Origin of the sequence: Xanthobacter sp. YC-JY1, assembly GCF_021730305.1 — a bacterium.
Lineage (GTDB): Bacteria > Pseudomonadota > Alphaproteobacteria > Rhizobiales > Xanthobacteraceae > Xanthobacter > Xanthobacter flavus.
This window is the reverse complement of record NZ_CP032674.1, coordinates 3,510,004-3,534,214: the sequence shown is the minus strand read 5'-3', so window position 1 is coordinate 3,534,214 and position 24,211 is coordinate 3,510,004. Positions and strand designations below refer to the sequence as shown.

Below are 24,211 nucleotides of genomic sequence, written 5' to 3'. Positions count from 1 at the left end.
CGGCTACAGCGCCACGTAGATGAACTTGTCGGCCTTGAGGGTGGGATAGTTGGCGCGCAGAGCGGTGGCGATCTTGCCGATCAGGTCCTTGTCGCCGGCGGCCGAGGGGCCGACGAAATCGGTCCCGGCCATCCAGGTCTCGAAGAAGCCGTGCAGGCCCTCGTCATAATCCGCGCCGGTGGGATTGGCGGATTTGTCGGCGAGGGAGGCGATGCCGTCCTTGCTCACTTCCAGACGCCAGTCGCGGTCGTCCACCACGGAGCCGATGAGGGCCGAAAGCTCCGCGTTCGTCCAGTCTGTGTTGAGGTCGAGGGCCATTGTCGCAAGTCCTACCCGAAGAGGTCTCGGGGAGGAGGTCACGCAAGAAGCGGTCCATCGCGGAGGCGGGTTGGCCGGCGCGCAAGGCGCCGGACCTGAACCCGACCGTTCAGCGGCGGTTGGGGAGATCGGCGGCCTTTACCGCTTCTTCGTGATACCAGCTGCTTCCGATCACGGCCTGCGCGGCTCCCACGGCGGCGATCTCGGCAGCCCATTTCGCCTCTTTGGCGAGCATGCCGTTCTTCGCGCCATTCTTCACTGGGAAGACATAGATTTTCGCCGTCTCGCGCTCGTGGTTCGCAGTCATCACTCCGGTCTCCTGTCCGATGAGCCTCCTGGGCGCCATCACTTGCAGACTTCATAACATGATTTGCACCCTACATATACATCAATGCGGGCATATTTTAGTTTAGTGCCTAAATTTTAGGCAAATATAAATTGGCGTCACTTGGCTCTTTTATTTCCGCGTTTGCTGCATGGCCCACGCGCGTCTTTCGCAGTGCAGCGGCGTGCTCACATCCAAGCGTGGCTGCCGCCCTTTTGTTCCCTCGCGGGGGCGGATTTCGCTCGCGACCGGGCGCGTACCGAGCGGCTGCACACGCGGTGTGCGCTCCGCCCAAGAGAGTGGCCGATTCCTGATGCAGCAATGGGCAGCTGACGCTGCGGCCGGGCGGGAAAAGCCCTTGTCCGGCTATGGGCCCGCGGCTGGCACGCGGATTGCTAGATATGTCCCGGCCCCCGCGGCCAGTGGATCCTTCACGGCCGGACGCTTCCTGAATCAAGAGTTCGAGAAACAAGGTCCCGAATTTCACGTCATCGGCTCAGAGAGACTGCAATGCCAAAGTTTAAGCTCGAGTATATCTGGCTCGACGGCTACACCCCGGTTCCCAATCTCCGGGGCAAGACCCAGATCAAGGAATATGACGTGTTCCCGAGCCTCGAGGAGCTGCCGCTGTGGGGCTTCGACGGTTCGTCGACCCAGCAGGCCGAAGGCCGCAGCTCGGATTGCGTGCTGAAGCCGGTCGCTGTCTATCCCGACCCGGCCCGCACCAACGGCGCCCTGGTGATGTGCGAAGTGATGATGCCCGACGGCGTCACCCCGCACCCGTCCAACAAGCGTGCCACCATCCTCGATGATGCCGGCGCCTGGTTCGGCTTCGAGCAGGAATACTTCTTCTACAAGAACGGCCGCCCGCTCGGCTTCCCCGAGGCCGGCTATCCCGCGCCGCAGGGCCCCTACTATACGGGCGTCGGCTTCAAGAATGTGGGCGACGTCGCCCGCCAGATCGTCGAGGAGCACCTCGACCTCTGCCTCGCCGCCGGCATCAACCACGAGGGCATCAACGCGGAAGTCGCGAAGGGCCAGTGGGAATTCCAGGTGTTCGGCAAGGGCTCCAAGAAGGCCGCTGACGAAGTGTGGATGGCCCGCTACCTGCTCCTGCGTCTCACCGAGAAGTATGGCGTGGACATCGAGTTCCACTGCAAGCCGCTCGGCGACACCGACTGGAACGGCTCGGGCATGCACGCCAACTTCTCCACCTCCTACATGCGTGAAGTGGGTGGCAAGGAGTATTTCGAGAAGCTGATGGCGGCTTTCGAGGCCAACCTCGATGACCACATCGCCGTCTATGGCCCGGACAACCACATGCGCCTCACCGGCAAGCATGAGACCGCGCCGTGGAACAAGTTCTCCTACGGCGTTGCGGACCGTGGCGCGTCCATCCGCGTCCCGCACTCCTTCATCCGCAACGATTACAAGGGCTATCTCGAGGATCGCCGCCCGAACTCCATGGGCGACCCCTACCAGATCGCCTCCCAGATCCTGAAGACCATTTCGTCGGTCTCCACCGACGTCTCGGCTGCGGCCTGACCCCTTCGCCACGGCGTGCCTCCGCGCGCGCCGTGGCGTTTTTTTGTGGCCGTGACGGGCTGTTCTTCCTGCCGACCGCCTCGCGCGGTTTCTCCGGCGCCTCCCTCCGGCCTTCGCCGTCGAGCCCCGCGCATTTCGCGCCCCATCTTCCTTCCGATCTCCGGCAAGCCCATCCCCTGGGGATGAGAACCTGCGCCTTGCCGGTCGCCTCTGCGGTCAAGCTGGTATAAGCAGGGAACTCTCTTGCGGCGCCGCGCCGTGGCGCTGCCTGGTCCCTCGCGCCCGGAGCCGCCGATGCCCGCCGACTGGAACGCCAGCCAATATCTGAAGTTCGAAGACCAGCGCACCCGCCCGGCGCGCGATCTTCTCGCGGCGGTGCCGCTTCAGAGCGCGGCGTTCGTGGTGGATCTCGGCTGCGGCCCCGGCAATTCCACCGACATCCTGGCGCAGCGCTTCCCCGGCGCCGAACTGCTCGGCCTCGACACCTCGCCGGCCATGCTGGAGGCGGCCCGCGCCCGCCTGCCCGGCGTCACCTTCGCGCTCGGCGACGCTTCCACCTTCACCTTGCCGAAGCCGGCGGACCTCATCTACGCCAACGCCGTGCTGCAATGGGTGCCGGATCACGCCACCCTGCTGCCGCGCCTCATGTCGCTGCTGGCGCCCGGCGGGGTGCTGGCGGTGCAGATGCCGGACAATCTGGAAGAGCCGTCCCATGTCGCCATGCGCGAGACCGCCATGGCCGGCCCTTGGGCGGACACGCTCCACACCGCCACCCGCGCCCGCACCGTGCTGCCGGAGCCCGGTGCCTATTACGACATGCTGAAGCCCCACGCGGGGGCGGTGGACGTGTGGCACACCATCTACAACCACCCGCTCGATGGCATCCCGGCCATCGTGGAGTGGGTGAAGGGCACCGGCCTGCGCCCCTTCATCGACCCGCTGGAGGGAGACGAGCGCACGCAATTCCTGGAGGAATACGCCGCCCGCCTCTCGGATTCCTATCTGCCGCGGGTGGATGGCAAGGTGCTCCTCGCCTTCCCCCGCTTCTTCATCGTTGCGGTGAAGTAAAGCTCGCGCTCACCAGCTCGGCAGAACCGCGCCCTTGAAGGTCTCGAGGATGAATGTGCGCGTCTCCGGCGAGTGGTAGGTCTCGACGAAGGTCTTCACCCACGGCTTGTCCTTGTCCTGCGCGCGCACGGCGATGACGTTCACGTAGGGGCCCTTGGGGTCCTCGCGCAGGATGGGATCCTTCACCGGGTCGAGGCCGGCCTCCTTGGCGTAATTGGTGTTGATGCCCGCCGCCGCGAGGTCGGGGAGGGAGCGCGGCAGCTGCGCCGCGTCGATCTCCACGAACTTCAGCTTCTTCGGGTTCTCCACCACGTCCACCACGGAGGCCTTCACGCCCACGCCGTCCTTGAGCTTGATGATGCCCTTGTCGGCGAGCAGCAGCAGCACGCGGCCGCCATTGGTGGGATCGTTGGGAATGCCGATGGAGGAGCCCGCCGGGATGTCCTCGAATTTCTTGTACTTGGTGGAATAGACGCCGATGGGGAAGTTCACCGTGGTGCCCACGGGGACGATCTTGTAGCCGCGATCGGCGATCTGGTTGTCGAGATAGGGCTGGTGCTGGAAGGAATTGGCCTCGATGTCGCCGGACGACAAAGCGGCATTGGGCACCACATAGTCGGAGAACTCGATCACCTTGATGTCGAGCCCCTTCTTGGCCGCCTCTTCCTTCACCTTCTCCAGGATCTGGGCGTGCGGACCGGGAGTGACGCCGACCTTGATGGTCTCGGCGGCGGCGGAAAACGCGACGAGGGAAATGCCGGCGGCAAGCGCCAGCGCCAGGGCCTTCATGGAAACCTCCATCTGAATTGGAAAGGGACTGTGCGCGCCGGGGCTCAGCCGCGGCTGCGCTTGTCGAGGCGGCGGGCGAGGAGATCGCCGAGCGTCTGCACCGCCTGCACGAGGAGAATGAGCACGATCACCACCGCCGCCATCACTTCGGGCATGAAGCGCTGGTAGCCGAAGCGGATTCCGAGGTCGCCGAGGCCGCCGCCGCCCACCGCGCCCACCATGGCCGAGTAGCCGAGCAGCGACACCGCCGCGAGGGTGAGGGCCAGCGTGATGGCGGGCAGCGCCTCCGGCAGCAGCACCTTGGCAACGATCTGGATGGGGCTAGCCCCCATGGCCCGCGCGGCCTCCACCAGCCCCTGGTCCACCTCGCGGATGGCGGCCTCGATGAGCCGGGCGATGAAGGGCGCCGCCGCCACCGTCAGCGGCACGATGGCCGCGCTGGTGCCGATGGAGGTGCCCGCCACGAGGCGGGTGAAGGGGATGATGGCGACCACGAGGATGATGAAGGGCGTCGAGCGCGCCGCATTCACCACGAGGCCGAGGGTCTGGTTGAGCCACGGCGCGGCGAACAGCTCGCCCGCCCGGCTGGTGGCGAGGAACACGCCCAGCGGCAGGCCGATGAGGGTGCCGAGCGCGCCGGAGACGGCCACCATGTAGAGCGTCTGCTGGGTGGCGTCGATGATGAGGTCGACAATGGTGGGCGGCAGCAGGCCGAAGGTGATGTCAAACATAGCCGAGGACCTCCGCCGTCAGGTTGAGCCGTTCCACGGCATTGATGACGGCGCTCACGGTGGGGGCGTCGCCGGGCACCGAGACCACGATGACGCCGAAGGGCGTGCCGGCGATCTCGTCCACCTGGGCCTGGATGATGTTCACGTCCACCGAGAGCAGGCGCGACACCCGCGACAGCACCGGGTCCTGCGCGTGCTCGCCGGTGAAGACGATGCGCAGCACCGCCTGGTCGCGGCCGTCGCGCGGTTCGGCGGACAGGCGCTCTGCGACGCGGCGGGGCAGGCTTTTCGCGGTCAGCGCGGCGAGGAAAGAGCGGGTGGTGGGATGGCGCGGACGTGCGAACACCTCATAGGTGGCGCCGTCCTCCACGATGCGACCGCCGTCGATCACCGCCACCTTGTCGGCCACCGCCTTGATGACCGCCATCTCGTGGGTGATGAGCAGCACCGTGAGGTTCAGTTCCGCATTCACCCGGCGCAGCAAAGCGAGGATCTGTTCGGTGGTCTCGGGGTCGAGGGCCGAGGTCGCTTCATCCGAGAGCAGCACGCGGGGCTTGGTGGCGAGGGCACGGGCGATGCCGACGCGCTGCTTCTGGCCGCCGGAGAGTTCGGCGGGGTAGCGGTCGCGCTTGTCGGACAGGCCGACGAGATCCAGCAGCGGCTCCACCCGCGCCTTGATTTCAGCGCGCGGCACGCCGGCAATCTCCAGCGGCAGGGCCACATTGTCGAAGGCGGTGCGGCGCGCCAGCAGATTGAAGTGCTGGAAGATCATGCCGATGGAGCGGCGCTCCTTGCGCAGCGCGGCCTCATCGAGGGCGCCGATATCCACGTCGTCCACCAGCACGCGCCCGCCGGTGGGCTTTTCCAGCCCGTTGACGAGGCGGATGAGGGTGGACTTGCCCGCCCCCGACCGGCCGATGACGCCGAGGATCGCGCCCTCCGGCACGTCCAGCGTGATGTCGGAGAGGGCATGCACGGCCGCATGGCCGCGGCGCGCTGGAAAGGTCTTCGCCACCCGCTCGAAGCGGATGATCGAGCGCGCGGGCACCGGGAGGGCGGCGGCGGAAACGGACGGTTCGGGGAGGGTAGGCACGGCGGCCGCCAAAGTCAGGGGGGCGTTCATGAAAGGCTCCGGCATCACCGGCTGTTCGTCAATCCGGTCCTGCGCCCGGCGCGTTCAAGCGGCGGTAGGGGCGGAGGCGGGAACAGGCGGCTTGGGAAGGGATGGGTGTCGGCGCAACCGGGACTGGGCCACGCTTGGCGCGGCATTCGGCGGTTTCACGCCGCTCCAGCGGCTGTCAGCGACACATCATCATGGCAGGGCCCATCCGTTCCGGGGCGAACATGGCGGCAATATCGTTCGGTTTATCGAACGCGTCAAGTCTGAATTAAGTTGATTATATTAGTAGCACTATAACCCGTCCAGCAGCCGCCGGCCCAGCCGCGCCAGCGCCCGGCCGAACACGGCGGGATCGTTCAGCGCTCGGGCCAGCACCAGCGCGCCCTGGATGGCGAGCACCGCTTCCTCTGCCCGGTCGTCCGCTTCGGCGGAAGGCAGGCCCGCGCGGGCGAGGGCGGCGGCGAGCGCCTCGCGCCAGCGGGCGAAGTAGGAGGCGACCTGTTCGCCGAACCGGTCGCGCACCTCGCCGAGGGCGAACACGCCCACGAGGCACACCCGCCGGCCGGAGCGGAAATAGGCATCGGTGCGGGCCAGCATGTCCCGCACGGCGGCAGCCGGGTCTTCGTCCGCGCGCAGAGGGGCGTAGACATTGGCCTCGAACCAGCCGTCGATCTCCTTGAGCACGGCGGCCGCCATCTCCTCCTTCCCGCCGGGGAAGAAGTGATAGAGGCTGCCCTTGCCGAGCCCGGTGCGGGCGGTGATGTGGGCGAGGCTCGCCCCCTCATATCCGTGCTCGCGGAACACCTCGCCCAGGAGGGGCAGGATGTCCGCGCGCTCGGCCACCGTTCGTGCCATCACATCCCCAGTTCGGTGAGGCCCGGATGGCCCGCCGGACGCGGGCCGAGGGGCCACAGGAAGCGGCGGTCGCTTTCGGCGATCGCCACGTCGTTGATGGAGGCTTCGCGCCGGCGCATCAGGCCCTCGGCGTCGAACTCCCACTGCTCGTTGCCATAGGAGCGGTACCACGCGCCATCGGCATCGTGCCACTCATACTGGAAGCGCACCGCGATGCGGTTGTCGTTCAGCCCCCACAGCTCCTTGATGAGGCGATAATCCAGCTCCCGCCGCCACTTGGCGGTGAGGAAGGTGACGATCTCGGCGCGGCCGGTGAGGAAGTCGGAGCGATTCCGCCAGCGGCTGTCCGGCGTGTAGGCGAGGGAGACGCGCTCCGGGTCGCGAGTGTTCCAGGCATCCTCCGCCATGCGCACCTTCTGCGCGGCGGTCTCGATGGTGAAGGGCGGCAGCGGCGGGCGGGCCATGGGTCTCTCCTGTACCGATCAGTCAATAATGTACTGAATGGTACAGATGGCGGCACAAGTCAAGCGGCCCTCCCGTCCGGATGGAGGGGAGGGCCGCTGGATGGGCGGATGAAAGGCGGGCTACTCGCCGGCCGGATGGTGCAGGGCCGGAGGCAGGTCGTGGCCGTCCGGCTCGTCCTTGCCGCCGATGAAGCGGCCGAAGATGCGGCCGAGGAAGTGGCTCAGATCGTCCATCACCGTGAACACCGCCGGCACGAACACCAGCGACAGCACGGTGGAGGTGATGAGGCCGCCGATGACCGCGATGGCCATGGGCGCGCGGAAGGAGCCGCCTTCGCCCAGCGCCATGGCCGAGGGCACCATGCCCGCCACCATGGCGATGGTGGTCATGACGATGGGCTGCGCCCGCTTGCGGCCGGCCTCGATGAGGGCGGTGAAGCGGTCGGCGCCCTGGTGCATGGACTCGATGGCGAAATCCACCAGCAGGATGGCGTTCTTCGTCACGATGCCCATCAGCATCAGGAAGCCGATGACCACCGGCATGGACACCGAATTGCCGGTGATGAGCAGCGCGATGAAGGCGCCACCCACGCTCAGCGGCAGCGAGACGAGGATGGTGATGGGCTGCAGGATGTCGTGGAACAGCAGCACCAGCACCGCCAGCACCAGCATCAGGCCCGCCGCCATCGCCATGGCGAAGCCGGAGAACACCTCGGCCATGATCTCCGCGTCGCCGGCCTCCTTGAGGGTCACGCCGGCCGGCAGGTTCTGCGCCGCGGGCAGGGCCTTCACCTTGGCGAGGGCGTCGCCCAAAGGCGTGTCGCCCACGAGGTCCGCCTCCACCGCCACGCGGCGGGCGCGGTCGTAGCGGTCGAGCGCCGTCGGGCCCTTGCCGAACTGGACGTCCGCCACGGCGGAGAGCGGCACCGCGCCGCCGGAGGCGGTGGGCACCTTCAGCGCATCGAAGGTGGACAGCCGGGTCCGCGCGTTCTCGGCGAGCTGCACGCGGATGTCGATCTGCCGGTCCTTGGCGGAGAACTTGGCGAGGTTGGCGGAGATGTCGCCGATGGTGGCGATGCGTACCGTCTCGGCGATGGTGTCCACCGAGACGCCCAGCTCCGCCGCCTCGTCCAGCTTGGGCACGATGCGGATTTCCGGCCTGTCGAGGGCGGCGGAGGAGACCACGTTGGCGAGTTCCGGCACGTCGGCGCGCACCGCCTTCTCCACCGCCACCGCCGCCTCGGCCACCGCCGCGCCGTCGCTGCCGGAGAGGATGACCTGGAAGCCGCGCTGGGTGTTCTGCCCGTTCTGGCTCCAGGAAACGCGCAGGTCCGGCATGGCCGCCAGCGTCTTCGAGAACTGGGTCTCGAAGGTCTTCTGGTCGATGGTGCGCTGGCTGCGCGGCTTCAGGTTGATGACCACCTGCGCCTTGCGCACCTCGCCGGAGGAAAGCGCGAGGCCACCAGCGCCGCCGGTGCCGGCGGTGGCATAGACGCTCTTTACCTCGGGCAGGCTCAGGGCCGCGCGGGCGATGTCATCCGCCACCTTCTGCGTCTCGGCGATGGTGCTGCCGGGCGGCAGTTCCACCGAGAGGAGGGCGCGGGAGATGTCGTTGGTGGGCAGGAAGCCGGACGGCAGCAGGGTGGACAGCCAGATGGAGCCGGCGAAGATGGCGATGCCCATGCCGATGGTGGCGAAGCGGTGCCGCACCGACCACGCCAGCAGGCGCACATAGCCGCGCATGACCAGGCTGTCCCGGCCCTCGCGGTGGCCGGTGTCCTTCATGAAATAGGCTGCCACCAAGGGCGTGATGAGCCGCGCCACGGCCAGCGAGAACAGCACGGCGATGGCGACCGTGAGGCCGAACTGCTTGAAATACTGGCCCGCAATGCCGCCCATGAACGACACGGGCGCGAACACCGCGGCGATGGTGAGGGTGGTCGCCACCACCGCGAGGCCGATCTCGTCCGCCGCCTCGATGGCCGCGCGATAGGGGGATTTCCCCATGCGCATGTGGCGGACGATGTTCTCGATCTCCACGATGGCGTCGTCCACCAGGATGCCGGTGACGAGCGTGATGGCGAGCAGGCTCACCGCGTTCAGCGAGAAGCCCAGCATGTCCATGACCCAGAAGGTGGGCAGGATGGACAGGGGGATGGCGAGGGCGGTGATGAGCGTCGCGCGGATGTCGCGCAGGAACAGGAACACCACGATGACCGCGAGGATGGCGCCCTCGATCAGCGTGTGCATGGCGCTTTCATAGTCCGACTTGGTGAAGCGGACCGTGGTGTCGATCTCGGTGATGGTGACGTCGGGATGCGCCGCGCGCAGCTTGGCGAGTTCCTCGGTCACGCGGTCATAGACCGTCACGTCCGAGAAGCCCTTGGCGCGGTAGACGCCGAAAGCCACCACGCTCTTGCCGTCGAGCCGCGCGAACACGCGCTGCTCCGCCGCGCCGTCCACCACGCTGCCCAGTTCGCCGAGGCGCACCGAGCGGCCGTTGGAGAGCACGATGCGGGTGTCCGCCAGCGCCTCCACCGAGGAGGCGCCGGCGAGCGTGCGGATGGGCTGCTCCTGCGTGCCCACCTCGCCGCGACCGCCGGAGACGTCGAGATTGGTGGCGCGCAGCTGCCGGCTGACCTCGGCGGCGGTGATGCCGAGCGACATCAGCCGGTCGGGATTGAGGGAGATGCGGATCTCTCGGTCCACGCCGCCCTGCCGCTTCACCTGCGCCACGCCGCGCACGCCCTGCAGGGCGCGGGCGAGGGTGTCGTCGATGAACCAGCTCACCTGCTCCGTCGTCATGTTCGGCGCGGAGACCGCGTAGGTGACGATGGGCAGGCCTTCGATGTCGATGCGCTGGATCTGCGGCTCGTCGATGGAGCGGGGCAGGTCCATGCGGATCTTGGTGATGGCGTCGCGCGTGTCGTTCACGGCGCGGTCCACCAGCGTCTCCAGGTGGAATTCCACCAGCGTGACGCTCGCCCCCTCGCTGATGGAGGAGGTGATGTGCTTGACGCCGGAGATGCCGGCGATGGCGTTCTCCACCTTCTTGGTCACCTGCGTCTCCAGCTCGCTCGGCGCGGCGCCGGACTGGGTGACGGTGACCATGACGATGGGCAGGTCGATGTTCGGCATCTGCGTCACCGGGAGTTCCCGGAAATGCACGATGCCGAGCGCCGTGAGGATGAAGAAGAAGACGAGCGCGGGGACAGGCTTGCGGATCGCCCAGGCGGAGACGTTGAGGGCCATCAGCGCGCCTCGCCCACGGAGAGCGGCGTGCGCACCGGCGTCACCCGGTCGCCGTCGCGCAGGAAGCTGCCGGCCCGCGCCACCACGTCCGCGTCGGCGGAGAGCCCCTCGGTGACGAGGATGCGGCCGTCCTTCTTCAGGCCGGGCGTGATGCGCTGGATGCCGACGATGCCGTCGGTGACGGTGAGCACATAGGCCCCCTCCGCGTCGAACATCACGGCGGACTGGGGCAGGCTGAGGCCCTTCACCTCGCCGAGCGCGATCACCGCGCGGCCATAGGCGCCGGACTTCAAACGCGGGTCATCGGGCAAAGCGATCTTCACCTTGCCGAGGCGCGAGGCGCGGTCCACCTCGGCGGAGACGAGGCGCACCTTGCCGCCGATGGGCTCGTCGAAGCCGGCCGGCACCACCTGGACGGCCAGACCGTCCTTCATGCGCGGCATGGCGCCTTCCGGCACGTCGGCGTCGAGGTCCATGGCGCCGTCCTCGGCGATGCGGAACAGGGGCGCGGCGCGGGTGGAAAGCGCGATGGCACCCAGCTTCGCCTCACGCGAGAGCACGAGGCCGGAGGCGGGGGCGCGCACGTCGGTGCGCTTCAGCTTCACCTCGATCTCGTCGCGCTGCGCCTTCACGAACACCGCTTCCGCCTGGGCGGCGATCAGCGTCTCGCGGGCGGCGGCGACCTGGGCGGTGGCGACCTTGGCCGCGCGCTCGCGCTGCTCCAGCTGCTCCTGGGAGGAGGTGCCGGTCTTGCTGAGCTGGCGGGTGCGCTCCACCGCGGCGGTGGCCTCGGTTTCCTGCGCGATGGCCTGGTCGAGGGCCGCCTGCTGCTGGGCGATGGCAGCGCGGGCCTTGGCGGCAGAGGCGGTGTTCTGGGCGAGCTGGGTCTCCAGCACGTCGCGCGAGAGGCGGGCCAGCACCTGGCCCTTCTGGACCCGGTCGCCGGCCTCCACCAGAATCTCCATGAGGCGATAGCCCTCGATCTCCGGCCCCACCTCGATCTCCTCGCGCGGCTTGATGGAGCCGGTGACGAGGAGCGTGTCGGTCAGGGTGTCGGGCCGGGGCTTCACCACCGTCACCGAGAGCGCGGCCGCGCGGGCCGTCTCGGCCGCCTTCGCAGGCTCGGCCGCAGCCGCAGGGGGCGCGGCAAGGGCGCCGGCGGCGAGGACGGCGAAGGCCGAGACGGCAAGGCGGGACGCCGCAAAGCGGGCGGGACGGAGCGCCGGACGGACGGACGCGGACATGGTGGACAAAACCTCGTTCCGGATGGGCGCGGGAAAGTGCGGTTGAACCGCGGCATTCCCGTGACGCAAGGCAAGGGCGATGCAGTTCTTGATTGTGCGTGTCATTCCGGCACCGCTTTCGGTTGGGCCGGGGCCAGCATCCGGCGCACCATCGCCTCGATGGCCGGCATCCGCGCGTCCAGCTTCCATTCGGGATGGAGCTGATGATGCAGCAGTACGCCGTCGCCGATGAGCTGGATCAGGATGCAGACGGTGTCGAGGTCGAGGGCGGGGTCGATCTCGCCCTGCTTCACCGCGGTGGCGAGGGCCTGGGCGAGGAGGGTGCTGGTCTCCGCCTCGCAGGGCTCGACCGCCTCGCGCAGGTCGGCATTGCGGATCGCCTCGGCCATGATCTCCGGCCCCAGCCGCGCCGAGGCGATATTGTCCTCGGTCAGGAGGGCGCCGAGGCAGGAGGCCAGCGCGCCGAGCACGGACGGCGCCTTGGTGATCATGTCGAACATGCCGAGCCGTTCGGCCCGCTCGCCCTCGACGATGGCGGCAATGAGCGATTCCTTGGAGGGGAAATAGCGGTAGAGAGCACCCGGGCTCATGCCCGCCTCGGCGCAGATCTTCTGCATGGACGCGCCATGGAAGCCGTCGCGGCCGAAGCAGACCATGGCGGCATCAAGGATGCGCTTGCGCTGCTCCTGCTTGTGGTCGGGGCGCGGGGCGGCGGTTTCGCGCAGCGCGGTCTCTGGCATGGGGCGTGACATCTGCGCGGTCGGCACCTTGGGACAGAAATGAGAGCGAATGTTCGTTCGCATACTGCCGGCACGATTGCGGCGCAAGAGTGAACGTTCGTTCGCGGCTTGGGGCGGCGGTCGGCCCCGTGCTCCCGGCGGCGGGTGCTTGCGGCCGGGCGAAGGGGCGCCAATGCTCAGGCTTCCTTAGCGGAGCCCTGATTCCCGATGCCGCTTCTGATGCCCTTTTCCGCCCGGAGACGCCAAGCGTGGCGATGCGCCGCGCTTCTGCTTGCCTGCCTGCTCCTGCCCACCGGCGCCCGCGCGGAGGAGGCCGCGCCCGCGACGCTCAAGCCGGGCATCAGCGTGGTGATGATCGAGACCAAGCTGCTCTTCGGCCTCGCCAGCGCCGACGGCAGCGGGGTGAGCGAGCAGGAATGGGAGAGCTTCCTCGCCACCGAGGTGACGCCCCGCTTTCCCGACGGCCTCACCGTGGTCGCCGCCTACGGGCAGGTGAAGGGCGAGGCCCACGGCACGGCACAGGTGGTGCGCGAGGGCATGCGCCTCGTGCTCCTCTATCACCCGGACACGCCGGAGGCGGCGGCCAAGCTCGCCGAAATCCGCAAGGTCTATTCCGAACGCTTCCACCAGTGGGGCGTTCTGCAGGTGACCAACGCGGTGCGCGTCACGCTGTGACCACTTGAGGGGGAGGGCCGCACACCCTACCTCTCACCCGCGCCCCATCAGGAATGACCATGCTCGCCGCCGCCATTCTCGCCTTGCGCCAGACCTTCTCGCCGCTGCTGCGCGGCGTGCTGCTGAAATCCATGGGGCTGGCGCTGGCGCTGCTCATCGCCCTCGCCGTGGGGCTGGAGGCGGCGCTGACCCACTTCGTCGAGATCTCGTCCTATCCGTGGATCGAGACCACGCTGGCCGTGATCGCGGGGCTGGGGCTGGTGTTCGGCATCGTCTACCTGATGCCGGCGGTGTCCTCGCTGGTGGCGGGCCTCTTTCTCGACGAGGTGGCCGAGCGGGTGGAGACCACGACCTATCCCAACGATCCGCCCGGCCAGCCGCAGCCTTTCCTGCGCGCGCTGTTCTATTCCGTGCGCTTCTTCGGGCTGGTGCTGCTGGTGAACCTCGCGGCGCTGCTTCTGCTGCTGGTGCCGGGGGTGAATGTCATCATCTTCTACGTGGCCAACGCCTATCTCATCAGCCGGGAATATTTCGAGCTGGCCGCCATGCGCTATCGCACGCCCGAGGAGGCGCGGGCGCTGCGGCGGGCGAACGGGGTGACGGTGTTCGTCGCCGGCCTGCTCATCGCGCCGATCCTGTTCGTGCCGATCCTCAACCTGATCCTGCCGGTGTTCGGCACCGCCTTCATGGTGCACCTCCACCGCCGCCTCGCCCCGCTGCCGGCCGCGCGCGGTGCCGACGGGGCGCTGGTGATCGAGGGGCGGGCGGTTTAGCGGTTCGTTTCCCGTCCGACCGGAGCGTGAGCGGAGGGAGAGCCGGGGTCCAGCGCAAGAGTTCGCCGAAGGCGGCCCGGCCGGGCATTGCGACGGGCATTGCCGGCTTCGCCGCCTTCTCCCCTGGGTCCCGGATCGGCGCTCCACCTCCGGGGTCGCTGGTCCGGGACGCGACAGGCCTAGAGCCCCGCCACCTTCATCGCCTCCGCCTGCCGCGCGGCGACGCCCTCGGCGGAGAAGTCGGCGATGGCATCCTCGAACAGGCGGTGGAAGTTCAGCTCCGCCTTGAGGTGCAGGAAGACGCCGCCGAGGCCGATGGCGGCGCGGTCCATGAACACGAATTCGCGCGGCACCGTCACCGGCCCGAGCTGCTTCAGCGCCGTGTGGACGGTGAAGGCCTCCTTGCGGCCATAGGCTGAGGGAGACACCCCGTCGGCGATGGTGCGCACCCGGTCGTCCATGAGCGGGCCGTAGATGAAGCGCGCCCAGATGTTCAGGACATCGATCAGTTCGCGCTTCAGGCCTTTGAAGCCCCACGTCTCATAGGCATGGACGACGCGCGCATCGTCGCCGGCCATCAGCCCGCGATAGAGGTCCACCACGCCCGTCACGAAGGCCGGCGGGAAGATGCGGATGCAGCCATAGTCGAGCAGGTTGATGCCCGCCGGCCGCCCCTGCACCGAGAAGACCGTGTAGTTGCCGAGGTGGGGATCGCCATGGATCACGCCGAAGCGCGAGAAGGGCTGCCACCAGGCGGCGAACATGGCTTCGGCCAGCGCGTTGCGCTCGGCCAAGGGATGGTCGGTGAAGCCGAGGATCTTCTCGCCGTCCAGCCAGTCCATGGTGAGGAGCCGGCCGGTGGAGAGATCGGCATGGGTGCCGGGCACGCGGACCTTGGGCTCGTCCTTCAGGATGTGGGCATAGAGCGCCGCGTGCTTGGCCTCGCGGCGATAGTCCAGCTCCTCGCGCACCCGCTCGCCAATCTCGCGGGCGATCTCGCGGGTGTCGATGGCGCCATCCATGCGGCGGTGGATGGAGAAGAGCACGTCGAGCTGGGAGAGGTCCGCCTCCACCGCCGCCTGCATGTCCGGATACTGGAGCTTGCAGGCAACACGCGCGCCTTCCAGCGTCACCGCCTTGTGCACCTGCCCGAGGGAGGCGGCGGCGGAGGGGGCGTGCTCGAAGCTGGCGAACTTCTGCTCCCAGTCGCGGCCCAGCTCCGCCATCATGCGCCGGCGCACGAAGGCCCAGCCCATGGGCGGGGCGTCGCTCTGCAGCTTCTGCAGCTCGGCGGCATATTCGGGGGGCAGCACGTCGGGAATGGTGGCCATGAGCTGGGCCACCTTCATCAGCGGCCCCTTCAGGCCGCCAAGAGCGGAGGCGAGGGCGGCTGCATTGTTGCCGTCGCGGTCGAGCCCCATGAGGCGGGCGCCGGCGATGCGCGCGGCGACCCCGCCCACATTGGCGCCCACCCGGGCATAGCGCGCGGCCCGCGCGGAGAAGCGGTTGCGTTCCTCGTCCACCATGCCCGTCCAGGCGCTCCAGCTACATTCCATCCTACGGGCGCGCGGCCCGGTCGGATCGGTAGGTCAGGGCGAGGAGGATGACGAGCAAAAGCGGCGTGAGCAGGTCCGTATAGAGAATGGGGCCGGCATTGCCTGCGGCCAAATTGCCGGTCTTGGCGATCTCGACCATGTGGTTGATGCCCGCCCCGCCGAGGAAGCCGGCCGTCATCACCGCCACGGCGGCGCGGAAGCCCCAGTCGCGCCAGAAGGCGGCGATGACGCCGGCGAGCCCCATGCCGAGATTGGCGAGGCCCACCTCGGTCTGGAACGGGCTGGTCGCCCAGCCGATGGCGGCGGCGGCCTGGGCCGGGAAAACGATATGCCCCAGCGCGCCCCACAGCCCCATGAGGCCCACGGGGAAGAGATTGATGTAGCGCAGCAGCGCCCGCGCGAGATCGATCAGCCGGCGCGGTGCCGGCTGGCGGGCGAAGGAGAGCGCCGTCAGCAGGATGACCGCCGCATAGGCGATGAGCGGAACCCAGAAGACCATGGCGCTCTCCCTGTCAGCCCGTCACTTGTGGGCGCACTCATTTGCGGGCAAAGGTGCCGAGCCCGTTGTCGTTGAAGATCTCCACCGTCATCCGACCGTCGGCGAACTTCACCTGCGAGACCGTGCCCGGCGGGAACGTCTCCTCGCCCTCGGGGCGGAAGGTGAAGCTGTCGCCGCTCCAGTGGGCGAGGGTGTAGCGGCGGGGCAGGGGGCCGATGATGAGCACGAGGCCGCCGGCCTCCTCCGCCACCGTGGCATCGCCGAAATAGGCGTTGGCATAGGTGCCGGTATAATTCGCCAGCGGCTTGGCCGGCTCCGGCTTCTGCGGCGGGGCCTTGCCCACCAGCGCGCCGGTCGGCTTGTACATGGGCATGATGAGCGGCTGATAGGCCGCGTACCAGTCGCGCGTCAGCCCGCCGAACTGCACGATGTCCATGAAGCTCATGGCCAGCGCCTCGGGGGCGCCGGTGGGCTGGGCATTGGTGAGGACAACGATGCCGAGCTTCTCCGAGGGCAGCAGCACGAAATTCGTCGCCGCGCCGAGGATGAAGGCGCCGGAATGGTCCAGCGTCACCCGCCCGGCCGGCGAGACGCCGACGCTGAAGCCGAAGCCATAGGTGCCAGCGCGGGCATCCACCGCATAAGCAGGGGAGGAGATGGTCTCGCCCCGCATGGCTGGCAGCAGCGCGGCGGCGGGCACGATCTCGTTGCCCTCGAAGGTGCCGTTGCCGAGCACGAAGGCGAGCCACTTCCCCATGTCCCGCGCGGAGGAGGACACCCCGCCCGCCGGCGCCTGGGCATCCGGGTCGCGCTGGAACTTGGAGACGAAGCCGCCATCGGTCTTCACATGGGGAAAGGCGCGGTTGGGCCGGGCCATGAAATCGGCGAAGCGGGAGGAGGTGGCCGCCATGCCGAGCGGCTTGTAGAGCACCTCCTGCGAGAGGTCCGCCCACTCCTTGCCAGCGGCGGTGGCGACGGCCTCGGCGGCGGCGGTGAGGCCGAAATTGGTATAGGCATAGCTGGCGCGGAAGGGGGCGAGCGGCAACAGCCGCAAGCGCTCCAGCACCTGCCGGCGGTCGAAGCCGATGCTCTCCAGCTCGTCGCCCGCATGGTCCGGCAGGCCGGAGCGGTGGCTGTAGAGATCGGCGAGGGTGACGTGATCGCTGACCCAGGGGTCGCTGAGGGCAAACCAGGGCAGCAGGGTGCGCACCGGCGTGTCCCACTTCACCTTGCCACTGCCCGCTTGGCCCGTCCCCTTTAGGCCCTTGCCAACCTCATGCGCCACAACGCCCGCGCCCACCGCCTTGGAGAGGGAGGCGAGCTGGAACACGGTGTCGGCATCCACGGTCGCGAGCTCGCCCGCCTTGCGCACGCCGTAGCCCTTGAGCGCGAGCACCTTGCCGTCCTGCACCACCACCACGGCGAGGCCGGGCACGCCGGAGCGCTCCATCATCTCCTTCGCCAGAGAGTCGATCTCCTTCACCGCCCGCGCGATCTGGCCGGGCGGGATGGACACGCCCGATGTCTGCGGCGGCGGCCGGGAGCCGTCGATGGGGTCGTGGGCGAGGGCGGGGGAGAGCGGCGCCGTGGCGAGGAGGGCGGCGAGGGCGAGGAGGGGGCGGGTGTGGAGGGGGCGTCGCTGGGTCGTCATGGGGGCGGCCTCCGGTGGCGGGCATCGTGCCGTGCACCCGCAGCCGACAGGCTTAACGGCTCGGCGCGGTCGCGTGCAAGGGCCGGTGCCGTTGTGGCGCTACGGGACGGGGGCTAGCCACAAATCCGCGTACCCCTCTGGCCCCGAAGTGGATCGCCCGCACGAGGCGGGCGATGACGGCTGAGGGGGCGGATGCAACGGTGTCGGGCGGGGAGGGACGGCGTCAGGCGGAGGCGCCCGCCCCCCTCACATCACCGCGGCCAGCCTCGGCGTCTCATTGGAGTTCGCCGCCCGTCCATCCACCGGAAGGCGGACGAAGACGGTGGTGCCGGAGCCTTCGATGGAGCGGATGCGCATGGCGCCGCCGTGCAGTTCCACCAGCGACTTGGCGATGGCGAGGCCGAGGCCGGAGCCCTTGTGGGTCTTGGTGAACTGGCTCTCCACCTGCTCGAACGGCCGGCCGATGCGGGCGAGCGCGCCCTTGGCGATGCCGATGCCGGTGTCCTCGATGGCGATCACCGCCGCCGCGCCGTTGACCCGCGCCTTCACCGCGATGCGGCCGCCCTCGGGGGTGAACTTCACGGCGTTGGAGAGCAGGTTGAGCAGGATCTGCTTCAGCGCGCGGCGGTCGCCCTTGATGACGAGGTTGTCGGCGGCCTCCATGGTCATGGCCACGCCCTTCTCGTCGCCGTTCACCGCCGTGACGCGCATGGCATCCGCGATGATCTCGCCGAGGGCCACGTCCTCCACTTCGAGCTGCATGCGGCCCGCCTCGATCTTCGACATGTCGAGGATGTCGTTGATGACGTCGAGGAGGTAGGTGCCCGAGCCCTTGATGTCGGAGCAGTATTCCGCGTACTTCGCCGAGCCGAGCGGGCCGAACATGCCGCTCTCCATGATCTCCGAGAAGCCGATGATGGCGTTGAGCGGCGTGCGCAGCTCGTGGGACATGTTGGCGAGGAATTCGCTCTTGGCGCGGTTGGCGTCCTCGGCCTTGTTCCGCTCTTCCGAATACTTCTCGGCGAGTTCCGCGAGCTGCTGGGCCTGATGCTCCAGCGTCTGCTGGGATTTCCTGAGGTCGGCGACCAGCGCCATCAGGCGCTTCTCATTGTCCATGAGGCGCTCTTCGTGGCGCTTCATGGTGGTGATGTCGGTCCCCACCGAGACGTAGCCGCCATCCTTGGTGCGGCGCTCGGCGATCTTGAGCCAGCGGCCGTTGGAGAGCTGCGCCTCGAACGCGCGGGAGCCTTCCTCCGGCTTGTCTTCCGGCTTCAGCGGCGTGCGCGTCACCGGGTGGCGGCCGACCGAGGCGATGGTGTCGAAGGGCGTGCCGGCGACGATGGTCTCGTCCGGCAGCTCGTGCAGCGACTGGAACTTGGAATTGCACAGCACGAGGCGGTTCTGGCTGTCCCACAGCACGAACGCCTCGGAAATGCTCTCGATGGCGTCGCGCAGGCGCATGTCGGCGGTGACGGTGCGTTCCGCCATGCGCTGCGCCTCGGTGACATCCATGGCGATGCCGATGAGGTGAGGACCGTCCTCGCCCGCCTGCTGCACCACTTCGGCGCGCATGCGCAGCCACACGAAGTCGCCTTTGGCGGTGCGCATGCGGAACACCCGGTCCACCGGCGTGCCGGGCCGCTCGGCGAGTTCCTGCGCCAGCTCGTAGAGGTCGCCGTCGTCGGGATGGACGAGGCGGGAGATCTCGCCGAAGGAGACCAGCTCGTCCCGGTGCTCCAGCCCGAGGATCTCGAACATGGTGTCGGACCAGTACATGCGCCCGCGGGCCATGTCCCAGTCCCACATGCCGCAGCGGCCGCGGTTGAGGGCGGTGTCGATGCGGCGGCGCACCGTCTCGTAGATCACGTCCGCCTCACGCGCCCGGCTTGCCTGCCAGTGGAAGGAGAAGCCGAGGATGAGCAGCACCGCGCCGGTGGTGGTGAACAGCGTCACCGTGAGCGTGGTGGTGTCCGACCACGCGGCCAGCGCCTTCTCGGTGGGCTGGAGATAGACGATCTGGCTCAGCGGCGCCTGGAGGTTGCGCACGGTGGCGAGCGCCGTGCCGGTGCCGTAGGGCACTTCGAGCACGCCCGCCCGCTCGGCGAAGATGACGAGGGGCTGGGAGGGATCGAGGATGTCGGACAGATTGGCCGGCGCCTCCCCCGGAGGCGCGGCGGCGACGACGTGGCCCTGCCCGTCGGTGACGAACACGCGCCGTCCGCCCTCGGTGGCGCGGGGCGGCAGGCTCTCGGCGAGGGCGCCGGGCACCTTGGCGAGCGAATTGCCCGCTCGCAGCGTCAGCGCATCGGCGGTGGCGAGGGCAAGAAGGGCGATGTCGTCCTTGGCGTTGTTCAGCTCGGCCACGCGGTGGGCGTGCACTTGCACGACCGCGCCGACGCCGATGACGCCGAGGAAGGTCACGATGAGGGCCGGGACGATCCGGCGCAGGACCGGCTCCGCATCCAGCAGTCGCTGGTAGGCAGGGCGCGCGATCGACCTTGCCAGGCCCCGCATGGCTTGGTCGCGCGCGCCTACGCTCGCAGCGTTGGCGCGTGCCATCGCCGGTCTCCTCCGGGTCTCCGGGGGCACCGGACGGCCTAAGTCCCACGCCCCCACGTCCTCGATCTGGAGGGACGTGCCGCATCTCTCCGAATCAAGGCCATTGGAATCGAATCGGAGGGCTGTTGTCTAGAGTCCGCGTGAGTCAAGAGGCATAAAACTGCGGCCACGCCTTGGTTTGTGACCGGCGCAAAGCCTTGCGGCGGTAGGCCGGGAGGGCGATTCGGGCGCTGCCCCTCGCGCGCCCGTCGGCTGGGGACGGAGGGGGCCTCCGGGCGCCGGGGCTGGGGACAGCCCTGATTGCCCGCTCGCGCGGCGGATGCTAGAGCCGCAGGCTCGGCAAGGGTGGAATTCCCTGAGGTCCGATCCCCCATCCGCCCAGAGAGCGCGCCTGAACGAGGACCCCCCGGTGCACACGCAGAAGTTTCCCGAGCCCCGCACCGGCGAGACCGAGACGGCGGGGTCCATCTCCTCCCCCGAGCTTCTGCGGCGCCTCGGGCGGCGTTCCATCGTTCTGGTGGGGATGCCGGGCGCCGGCAAGTCCTCCGTGGGGCGGCGCCTCGCCAAGCGGCTGGGGCTCACCTTCGTCGATGCCGACGAGGAGATCGAGCGCGCCGCCTGCATGAGCATTCCGGAAATCTTCGCCCGCCACGGCGAGGCCGAGTTCCGCGAGGGCGAGAAGCGCGTGGTCGCGCGCCTGCTGCAATCCGGCCCCTGCGTGCTCGCCACCGGCGGCGGCGCCTTCATGAATGCGGACACCCGCGCGGCGGTGGGTCGCCACGGCGTCTCCGTCTGGCTGCGCGCGGATCTCAACACCCTGCTGCGGCGTGTGAAGAAGCGCACCGACCGCCCCCTTCTCGCCCAGGGCGACCCGGCGCAGAAGCTCGCCGCGCTGCACGCCCAGCGGGCCGACACCTACGCCCTCGCCGATGTGACCGTGGACAGCCGCGACGTTGTCCACGAACTGGTGGTGGAAGAGGTGATCGGCGCCGTCCACGCCCATCTCCTCGCTTTTCCCGAAGGCAGCACCATGGCGCCCCTCTCCTCCGCCACCGCCATCTCCGCCGAGGCCGAGGGCCTCCCCATGGGGGAGATCACCCGCAGCACCGTGCGCGTGGACGTGGCCGGCAAGCCCTATGACATCTATATCGGCCCCGGCTTGCTGGCCGAGGCCGGCACCCATGTGACGGCCCTGCGCAAGGGCGCGCGCGTCGCCATCGTCACCGACGAGAACGTGGTGGCCGCCGGACATCTCGCCACCGTCGCCGCCTCGCTGGATGCGGCGGGCATCCCCCACACCGCCATCGTCGTGCCGCCCGGCGAGAAGACCAAGGGATGGCCGGGGCTGGAGCAGGTGGTGGAGGGGCTGATCGCCGCCCGCATCGAGCGCCGCGACCTCGTGCTCGCGCTGGGTGGCGGCGTGGTGGGCGACCTCGCGGGCTTTGCCGCCGCCGTGCTGCGCCGGGGCGTGGACGTGGTGCAGGCGCCGACGACGCTGCTTTCCCAGGTCGATTCCTCTGTGGGCGGCAAGACCGGCATCAACTCGCCCCAGGGCAAGAACCTCATCGGCGCCTTCCACCAGCCGGTTCTGGTGCTGGCCGACACCGCGGCGCTGAACACCTTGCCCGTGCGCGAGGTGAAGGCCGGCTATGCCGAGGTGGTGAAATACGGCCTGCTCGGCGACTACGCGCTGTTCGAGACCCTGGAGCGGGACTGGCCGGGCGTGATCGGCGGCGGGCAGGAGCGCATCACCGCCGTGGCCGCGAGCTGCATGGCCAAGGCCGCCATCGTCGCCCGCGACGAGAAGGAGACCGGCGACCGGGCGCTCTTGAACCTCGGCCACACCTTCGGCCACGCGCTGGAGGCCGGCGCCGGCTATTCCCAGCGCCTGCTCCATGGCGAGGGCGTCGCCATCGGCATGGCGCTGGCGTTCGCCTTCTCCGCGAAGCTCGGCCTGTGCTCGGGTCAGGACGTGACGCGGGTGATGCGGCATCTGGAGGCCGTGGGCCTGCCGACCAAGATCTCTGACGTACCCGGCGAGCTGCCCGACACGGACGGGCTGATGACCCTCATCGCCCAAGACAAGAAGGTGAGCCGCGGCGCGCTGACCTTCATCCTCGTGCGCGGCATCGGCGAAGCCTTCATCGCCAAGGACGTGAACCCCGAAGAGGTCCGCGCCTTCCTCGCCGAGATGCGGTGAGGCCGCTCCCCGGACAAGCGACGGCGACCGCCGGAGCGCTGATCCGGGGTCCAGCGCAGGGGTTCCGCGCAGCGGGGCAATGCCTGAGAGTGCTGAGGTTCGGAAGCGCCTTTGGCGGTCCCTTGCGCTGGGCCCCGGCTCGCATTCCGCTGCGCTGCATGCGTCCGGGGCGCGAGATGGCTCATCGCCGCTGGTGGCGCTTGGAGCGCGAGGGCGTCTCGCTCTCACTGCCATCCCCCTCGCTCAGAGCCGTCATGCCCGGGCTTGTCCCGGGCATCCATGTCGGGCCGAAGGCACGATGCTTGAAGAGATGTCCCCCGGCCCACCCACGTGGATGGCCGGGACAAGCCCGGCCATGACGGTGGTGCGGGCCCGAACACCCGACCGGCCTTGCCGTATCGCCAGCGCCTCGTTCCCCGGACAAGCGACGGCGACCGCCGGAGCGCTGATCCGGGGTCCAGCGCAGGGGGGCCGCGCAGCGGGCAATGCTCGTCACTGCCGGCATCAGGAAGCGCCTTTGGCGGTCCCTTGCGCTGGGCCCCGGCTCGCATTCCGCTGTCGCTGCATGCGTCCGGGGCGCGAGATCCCTCACCTCGTCGCGGGCGGCGCCTGCAGCACCGGCGCGGCAGCGGCGAACAGGGCGTCCTTCGTGGGCGGCACGGGCGGGTAGATGCGGCTGCAATTGATGGTCTGCTTCACGGTCTTGGCGGCGGGGCCGGCGGCGACCAGCGTGCCGCGATCCCAGCCGGAGGTGTAGACCGCGCCTTCCGGCCCGAGGTCCATCACTGTCACATAATCCGGCGCGGAGAAGGCGACGCGGTCCTCCGGCCGGCCGGCGAGGTCGCACACCGCATTGTGGCCGGCGAGGCGGCCCATGGGGCGGGCGTGCTGGCACGACATGACGCTGACGTGGCCGAGATTATCCGCCGCCGCCACCGCGCAATCGCCGGCGGCGTAGATATCCGCGACGCCTTCCACTTTCAAAAAGGCGTCCACGGCCACCCGCCCCAGCCGGTCGAGCGGCACGCCCAACTGGGCGGTGAGGGGGCTCGCATGGGCTCCGGTGGTGAAGACGACCGTGCGGGCGGGGATCGTCGTGCCGTCGGAGAGGGTCACTCCATCCGCCTCGACAGAGGCGACGCCGGAATGGTCGCGGGCCTCCACTCCCGCCGCCGCGAGGGCGCTGCGGACGGTGGCGGCGCCGGCGCCCATGGCGGCACCGATCTCGCCATGATCCACCAGAACGACGCGCACCGGGGCGCCGACGCCCAGCAAGGTGCGCAGCCGGCGCGGCAGTTCGCAGGCGATCTCCACCCCCGCCAGTCCCCCGCCGATGACCACGGCGGCGTGGGCCGCCGCATCGCGCGGGCCCGAGGCCAGCGCAGCAAGGTGCGCGGCGAGGCGCTCGGCGCCGGCATAGCTGTCCACGTCGAAGGTCGGCTGGGCGCGGGGAATGTCCGGCATCCTCAGCGCGCTGCCGGCGGCGAGGATCAGCCGGCCATAGGCCAGCGGCCCGGCCCCGGTGGCGAGGCTGCGCGCGGCGGGATCGATGGCGGCCACGGCCGTCTCGATGCGCGTCACGCCCATGGGGGCGAGCAGGTCGTCCAGCGGCAGCCGGATGGCGGCGAGGTCGTCCTCGTAGCAGCGCACGCGGATGGTGTGGAACGGGTCCTGCGCCACGAGGGCGATGTCCAGCGCGCCGGCATCGAGGCCGAACAGCTCCCGCGCCCGCGCCGCCGCGGCGGCGGCCCACAGGCCGGCGAAGCCGCCTCCGATCACGACGATGCGCTGTGTCCCCGCGTCTTGTGTCATTGCCGGAGCCTCCCGGCCCCAGCATAGGGCAGGCG

20 protein-coding genes are annotated in these 24,211 nt (G+C 69.2%); 5 read left to right on the top strand and 15 right to left on the bottom strand.

The annotated features are described in order from the left end of the window. Positions 1-3: 3 nt before the first annotated feature. Positions 4-318, bottom strand: a complete 315-nt coding sequence (locus tag D7006_RS16595; RefSeq protein ID WP_169122974.1) for a hypothetical protein — start codon at positions 316-318, stop codon at positions 4-6. 109 nt (positions 319-427) lie between these two features. Continuing rightward, positions 428-625 carry a DUF2735 domain-containing protein gene (locus tag D7006_RS16590; RefSeq protein ID WP_169122973.1) on the bottom strand — a complete coding sequence of 66 codons (198 nt, stop codon included), beginning with the start codon at positions 623-625 and terminating at the stop codon, positions 428-430. 528 nt (positions 626-1,153) lie between these two features. On the opposite strand from D7006_RS16590, the gene D7006_RS16585 reads away from it, so the two are divergent. Then, positions 1,154-2,188 carry a glutamine synthetase beta-grasp domain-containing protein gene (locus D7006_RS16585; RefSeq protein ID WP_169122972.1) on the top strand — a complete coding sequence of 345 codons (1,035 nt, stop codon included), beginning with the start codon at positions 1,154-1,156 and terminating at the stop codon, positions 2,186-2,188. 294 nt (positions 2,189-2,482) lie between these two features. Then, on the top strand, positions 2,483-3,256 hold the full coding sequence (tam, locus tag D7006_RS16580; RefSeq protein ID WP_237353807.1) for a trans-aconitate 2-methyltransferase: 774 nt from the start codon (positions 2,483-2,485) through the stop codon (positions 3,254-3,256). 9 nt (positions 3,257-3,265) lie between these two features. On the opposite strand, the gene D7006_RS16575 is transcribed toward tam, so the two are convergent. The 8 genes from D7006_RS16575 to D7006_RS16540 form a co-directional block, all read right to left on the bottom strand. Further along, positions 3,266-4,057: a MetQ/NlpA family ABC transporter substrate-binding protein gene (locus tag D7006_RS16575; protein WP_371744955.1), complete on the bottom strand. Its 792-nt coding sequence runs from the start codon at positions 4,055-4,057 to the stop codon at positions 3,266-3,268. A 32-nt stretch (positions 4,058-4,089) separates the two neighbouring features. Continuing rightward, the gene (locus D7006_RS16570; protein ID WP_371744954.1) at positions 4,090-4,776 is read right to left on the bottom strand and encodes a methionine ABC transporter permease; all 687 of its coding nucleotides are present in this window, start codon (positions 4,774-4,776) and stop codon (positions 4,090-4,092) included. After that, positions 4,769-5,899 (bottom strand): methionine ABC transporter ATP-binding protein, encoded by a 1,131-nt coding sequence (locus D7006_RS16565; protein ID WP_237353805.1) that lies wholly within the window; start codon positions 5,897-5,899, stop codon positions 4,769-4,771. The genes D7006_RS16570 and D7006_RS16565 overlap by 8 nt, the downstream gene beginning before the upstream one ends. Before the next feature lie 288 nt (positions 5,900-6,187). Further along, on the bottom strand, positions 6,188-6,751 hold the full coding sequence (locus D7006_RS16560; RefSeq protein WP_237353804.1) for a TetR/AcrR family transcriptional regulator: 564 nt from the start codon (positions 6,749-6,751) through the stop codon (positions 6,188-6,190). Continuing rightward, the gene (locus D7006_RS16555; protein WP_237353803.1) at positions 6,751-7,215 is read right to left on the bottom strand and encodes a nuclear transport factor 2 family protein; all 465 of its coding nucleotides are present in this window, start codon (positions 7,213-7,215) and stop codon (positions 6,751-6,753) included. The genes D7006_RS16560 and D7006_RS16555 overlap by 1 nt, the downstream gene beginning before the upstream one ends. 120 nt (positions 7,216-7,335) lie before the next feature. Continuing rightward, positions 7,336-10,467, bottom strand: coding sequence for an efflux RND transporter permease subunit (locus tag D7006_RS16550; RefSeq protein WP_237353802.1), 3,132 nt, complete (start codon positions 10,465-10,467; stop codon positions 7,336-7,338). After that, a complete protein-coding gene (locus D7006_RS16545) occupies positions 10,467-11,711 on the bottom strand; it encodes an efflux RND transporter periplasmic adaptor subunit (protein WP_237353801.1) in 1,245 nt (414 codons plus the stop codon). The genes D7006_RS16550 and D7006_RS16545 overlap by 1 nt, the downstream gene beginning before the upstream one ends. Before the next feature lie 101 nt (positions 11,712-11,812). Further along, on the bottom strand, positions 11,813-12,451 hold the full coding sequence (locus D7006_RS16540; protein ID WP_229645541.1) for a TetR/AcrR family transcriptional regulator: 639 nt from the start codon (positions 12,449-12,451) through the stop codon (positions 11,813-11,815). A gap of 207 nt (positions 12,452-12,658) precedes the next feature. On the opposite strand from D7006_RS16540, the gene D7006_RS16535 reads away from it, so the two are divergent. Together D7006_RS16535 and D7006_RS16530 are read left to right on the top strand one after the other, a co-directional pair. Next, a complete protein-coding gene (locus tag D7006_RS16535; RefSeq protein ID WP_237353800.1) occupies positions 12,659-13,126 on the top strand; it encodes a DUF3574 domain-containing protein in 468 nt (155 codons plus the stop codon). Positions 13,127-13,185: 59 nt separating this feature from the next. Then, a complete protein-coding gene (locus D7006_RS16530; RefSeq protein WP_237353799.1) occupies positions 13,186-13,899 on the top strand; it encodes a sulfate transporter family protein in 714 nt (237 codons plus the stop codon). A 179-nt stretch (positions 13,900-14,078) separates the two neighbouring features. Here D7006_RS16530 and D7006_RS16525 read toward each other — a convergent pair whose 3' ends face one another. The 4 genes from D7006_RS16525 to D7006_RS16510 form a co-directional block, all read right to left on the bottom strand. After that, entirely contained in the window at positions 14,079-15,425 is a 1,347-nt protein-coding gene (locus D7006_RS16525; protein ID WP_237353798.1) for an AarF/ABC1/UbiB kinase family protein, read from the bottom strand. 31 nt (positions 15,426-15,456) lie between these two features. Beyond that, entirely contained in the window at positions 15,457-15,954 is a 498-nt protein-coding gene (locus D7006_RS16520; RefSeq protein WP_237353797.1) for a DUF6790 family protein, read from the bottom strand. A gap of 37 nt (positions 15,955-15,991) precedes the next feature. After that, a complete protein-coding gene (locus D7006_RS16515) occupies positions 15,992-17,605 on the bottom strand; it encodes a serine hydrolase (protein WP_237353796.1) in 1,614 nt (537 codons plus the stop codon). Between the two features lie 246 nt (positions 17,606-17,851). Then, positions 17,852-20,164 carry a PAS domain-containing sensor histidine kinase gene (locus tag D7006_RS16510; protein WP_237353795.1) on the bottom strand — a complete coding sequence of 771 codons (2,313 nt, stop codon included), beginning with the start codon at positions 20,162-20,164 and terminating at the stop codon, positions 17,852-17,854. A gap of 409 nt (positions 20,165-20,573) precedes the next feature. Here D7006_RS16510 and aroB point away from each other — a divergent pair, with 409 nt between their 5' ends. Beyond that, a complete protein-coding gene (gene aroB / locus D7006_RS16505) occupies positions 20,574-22,364 on the top strand; it encodes a 3-dehydroquinate synthase (RefSeq protein WP_371744953.1) in 1,791 nt (596 codons plus the stop codon). Between the two features lie 588 nt (positions 22,365-22,952). Here the strand turns inward: aroB and D7006_RS16500 are convergent. Further along, a complete protein-coding gene (locus D7006_RS16500; RefSeq protein WP_237353794.1) occupies positions 22,953-24,176 on the bottom strand; it encodes an NAD(P)/FAD-dependent oxidoreductase in 1,224 nt (407 codons plus the stop codon). Between the last annotated feature and the right edge of the window lie 35 nt (positions 24,177-24,211).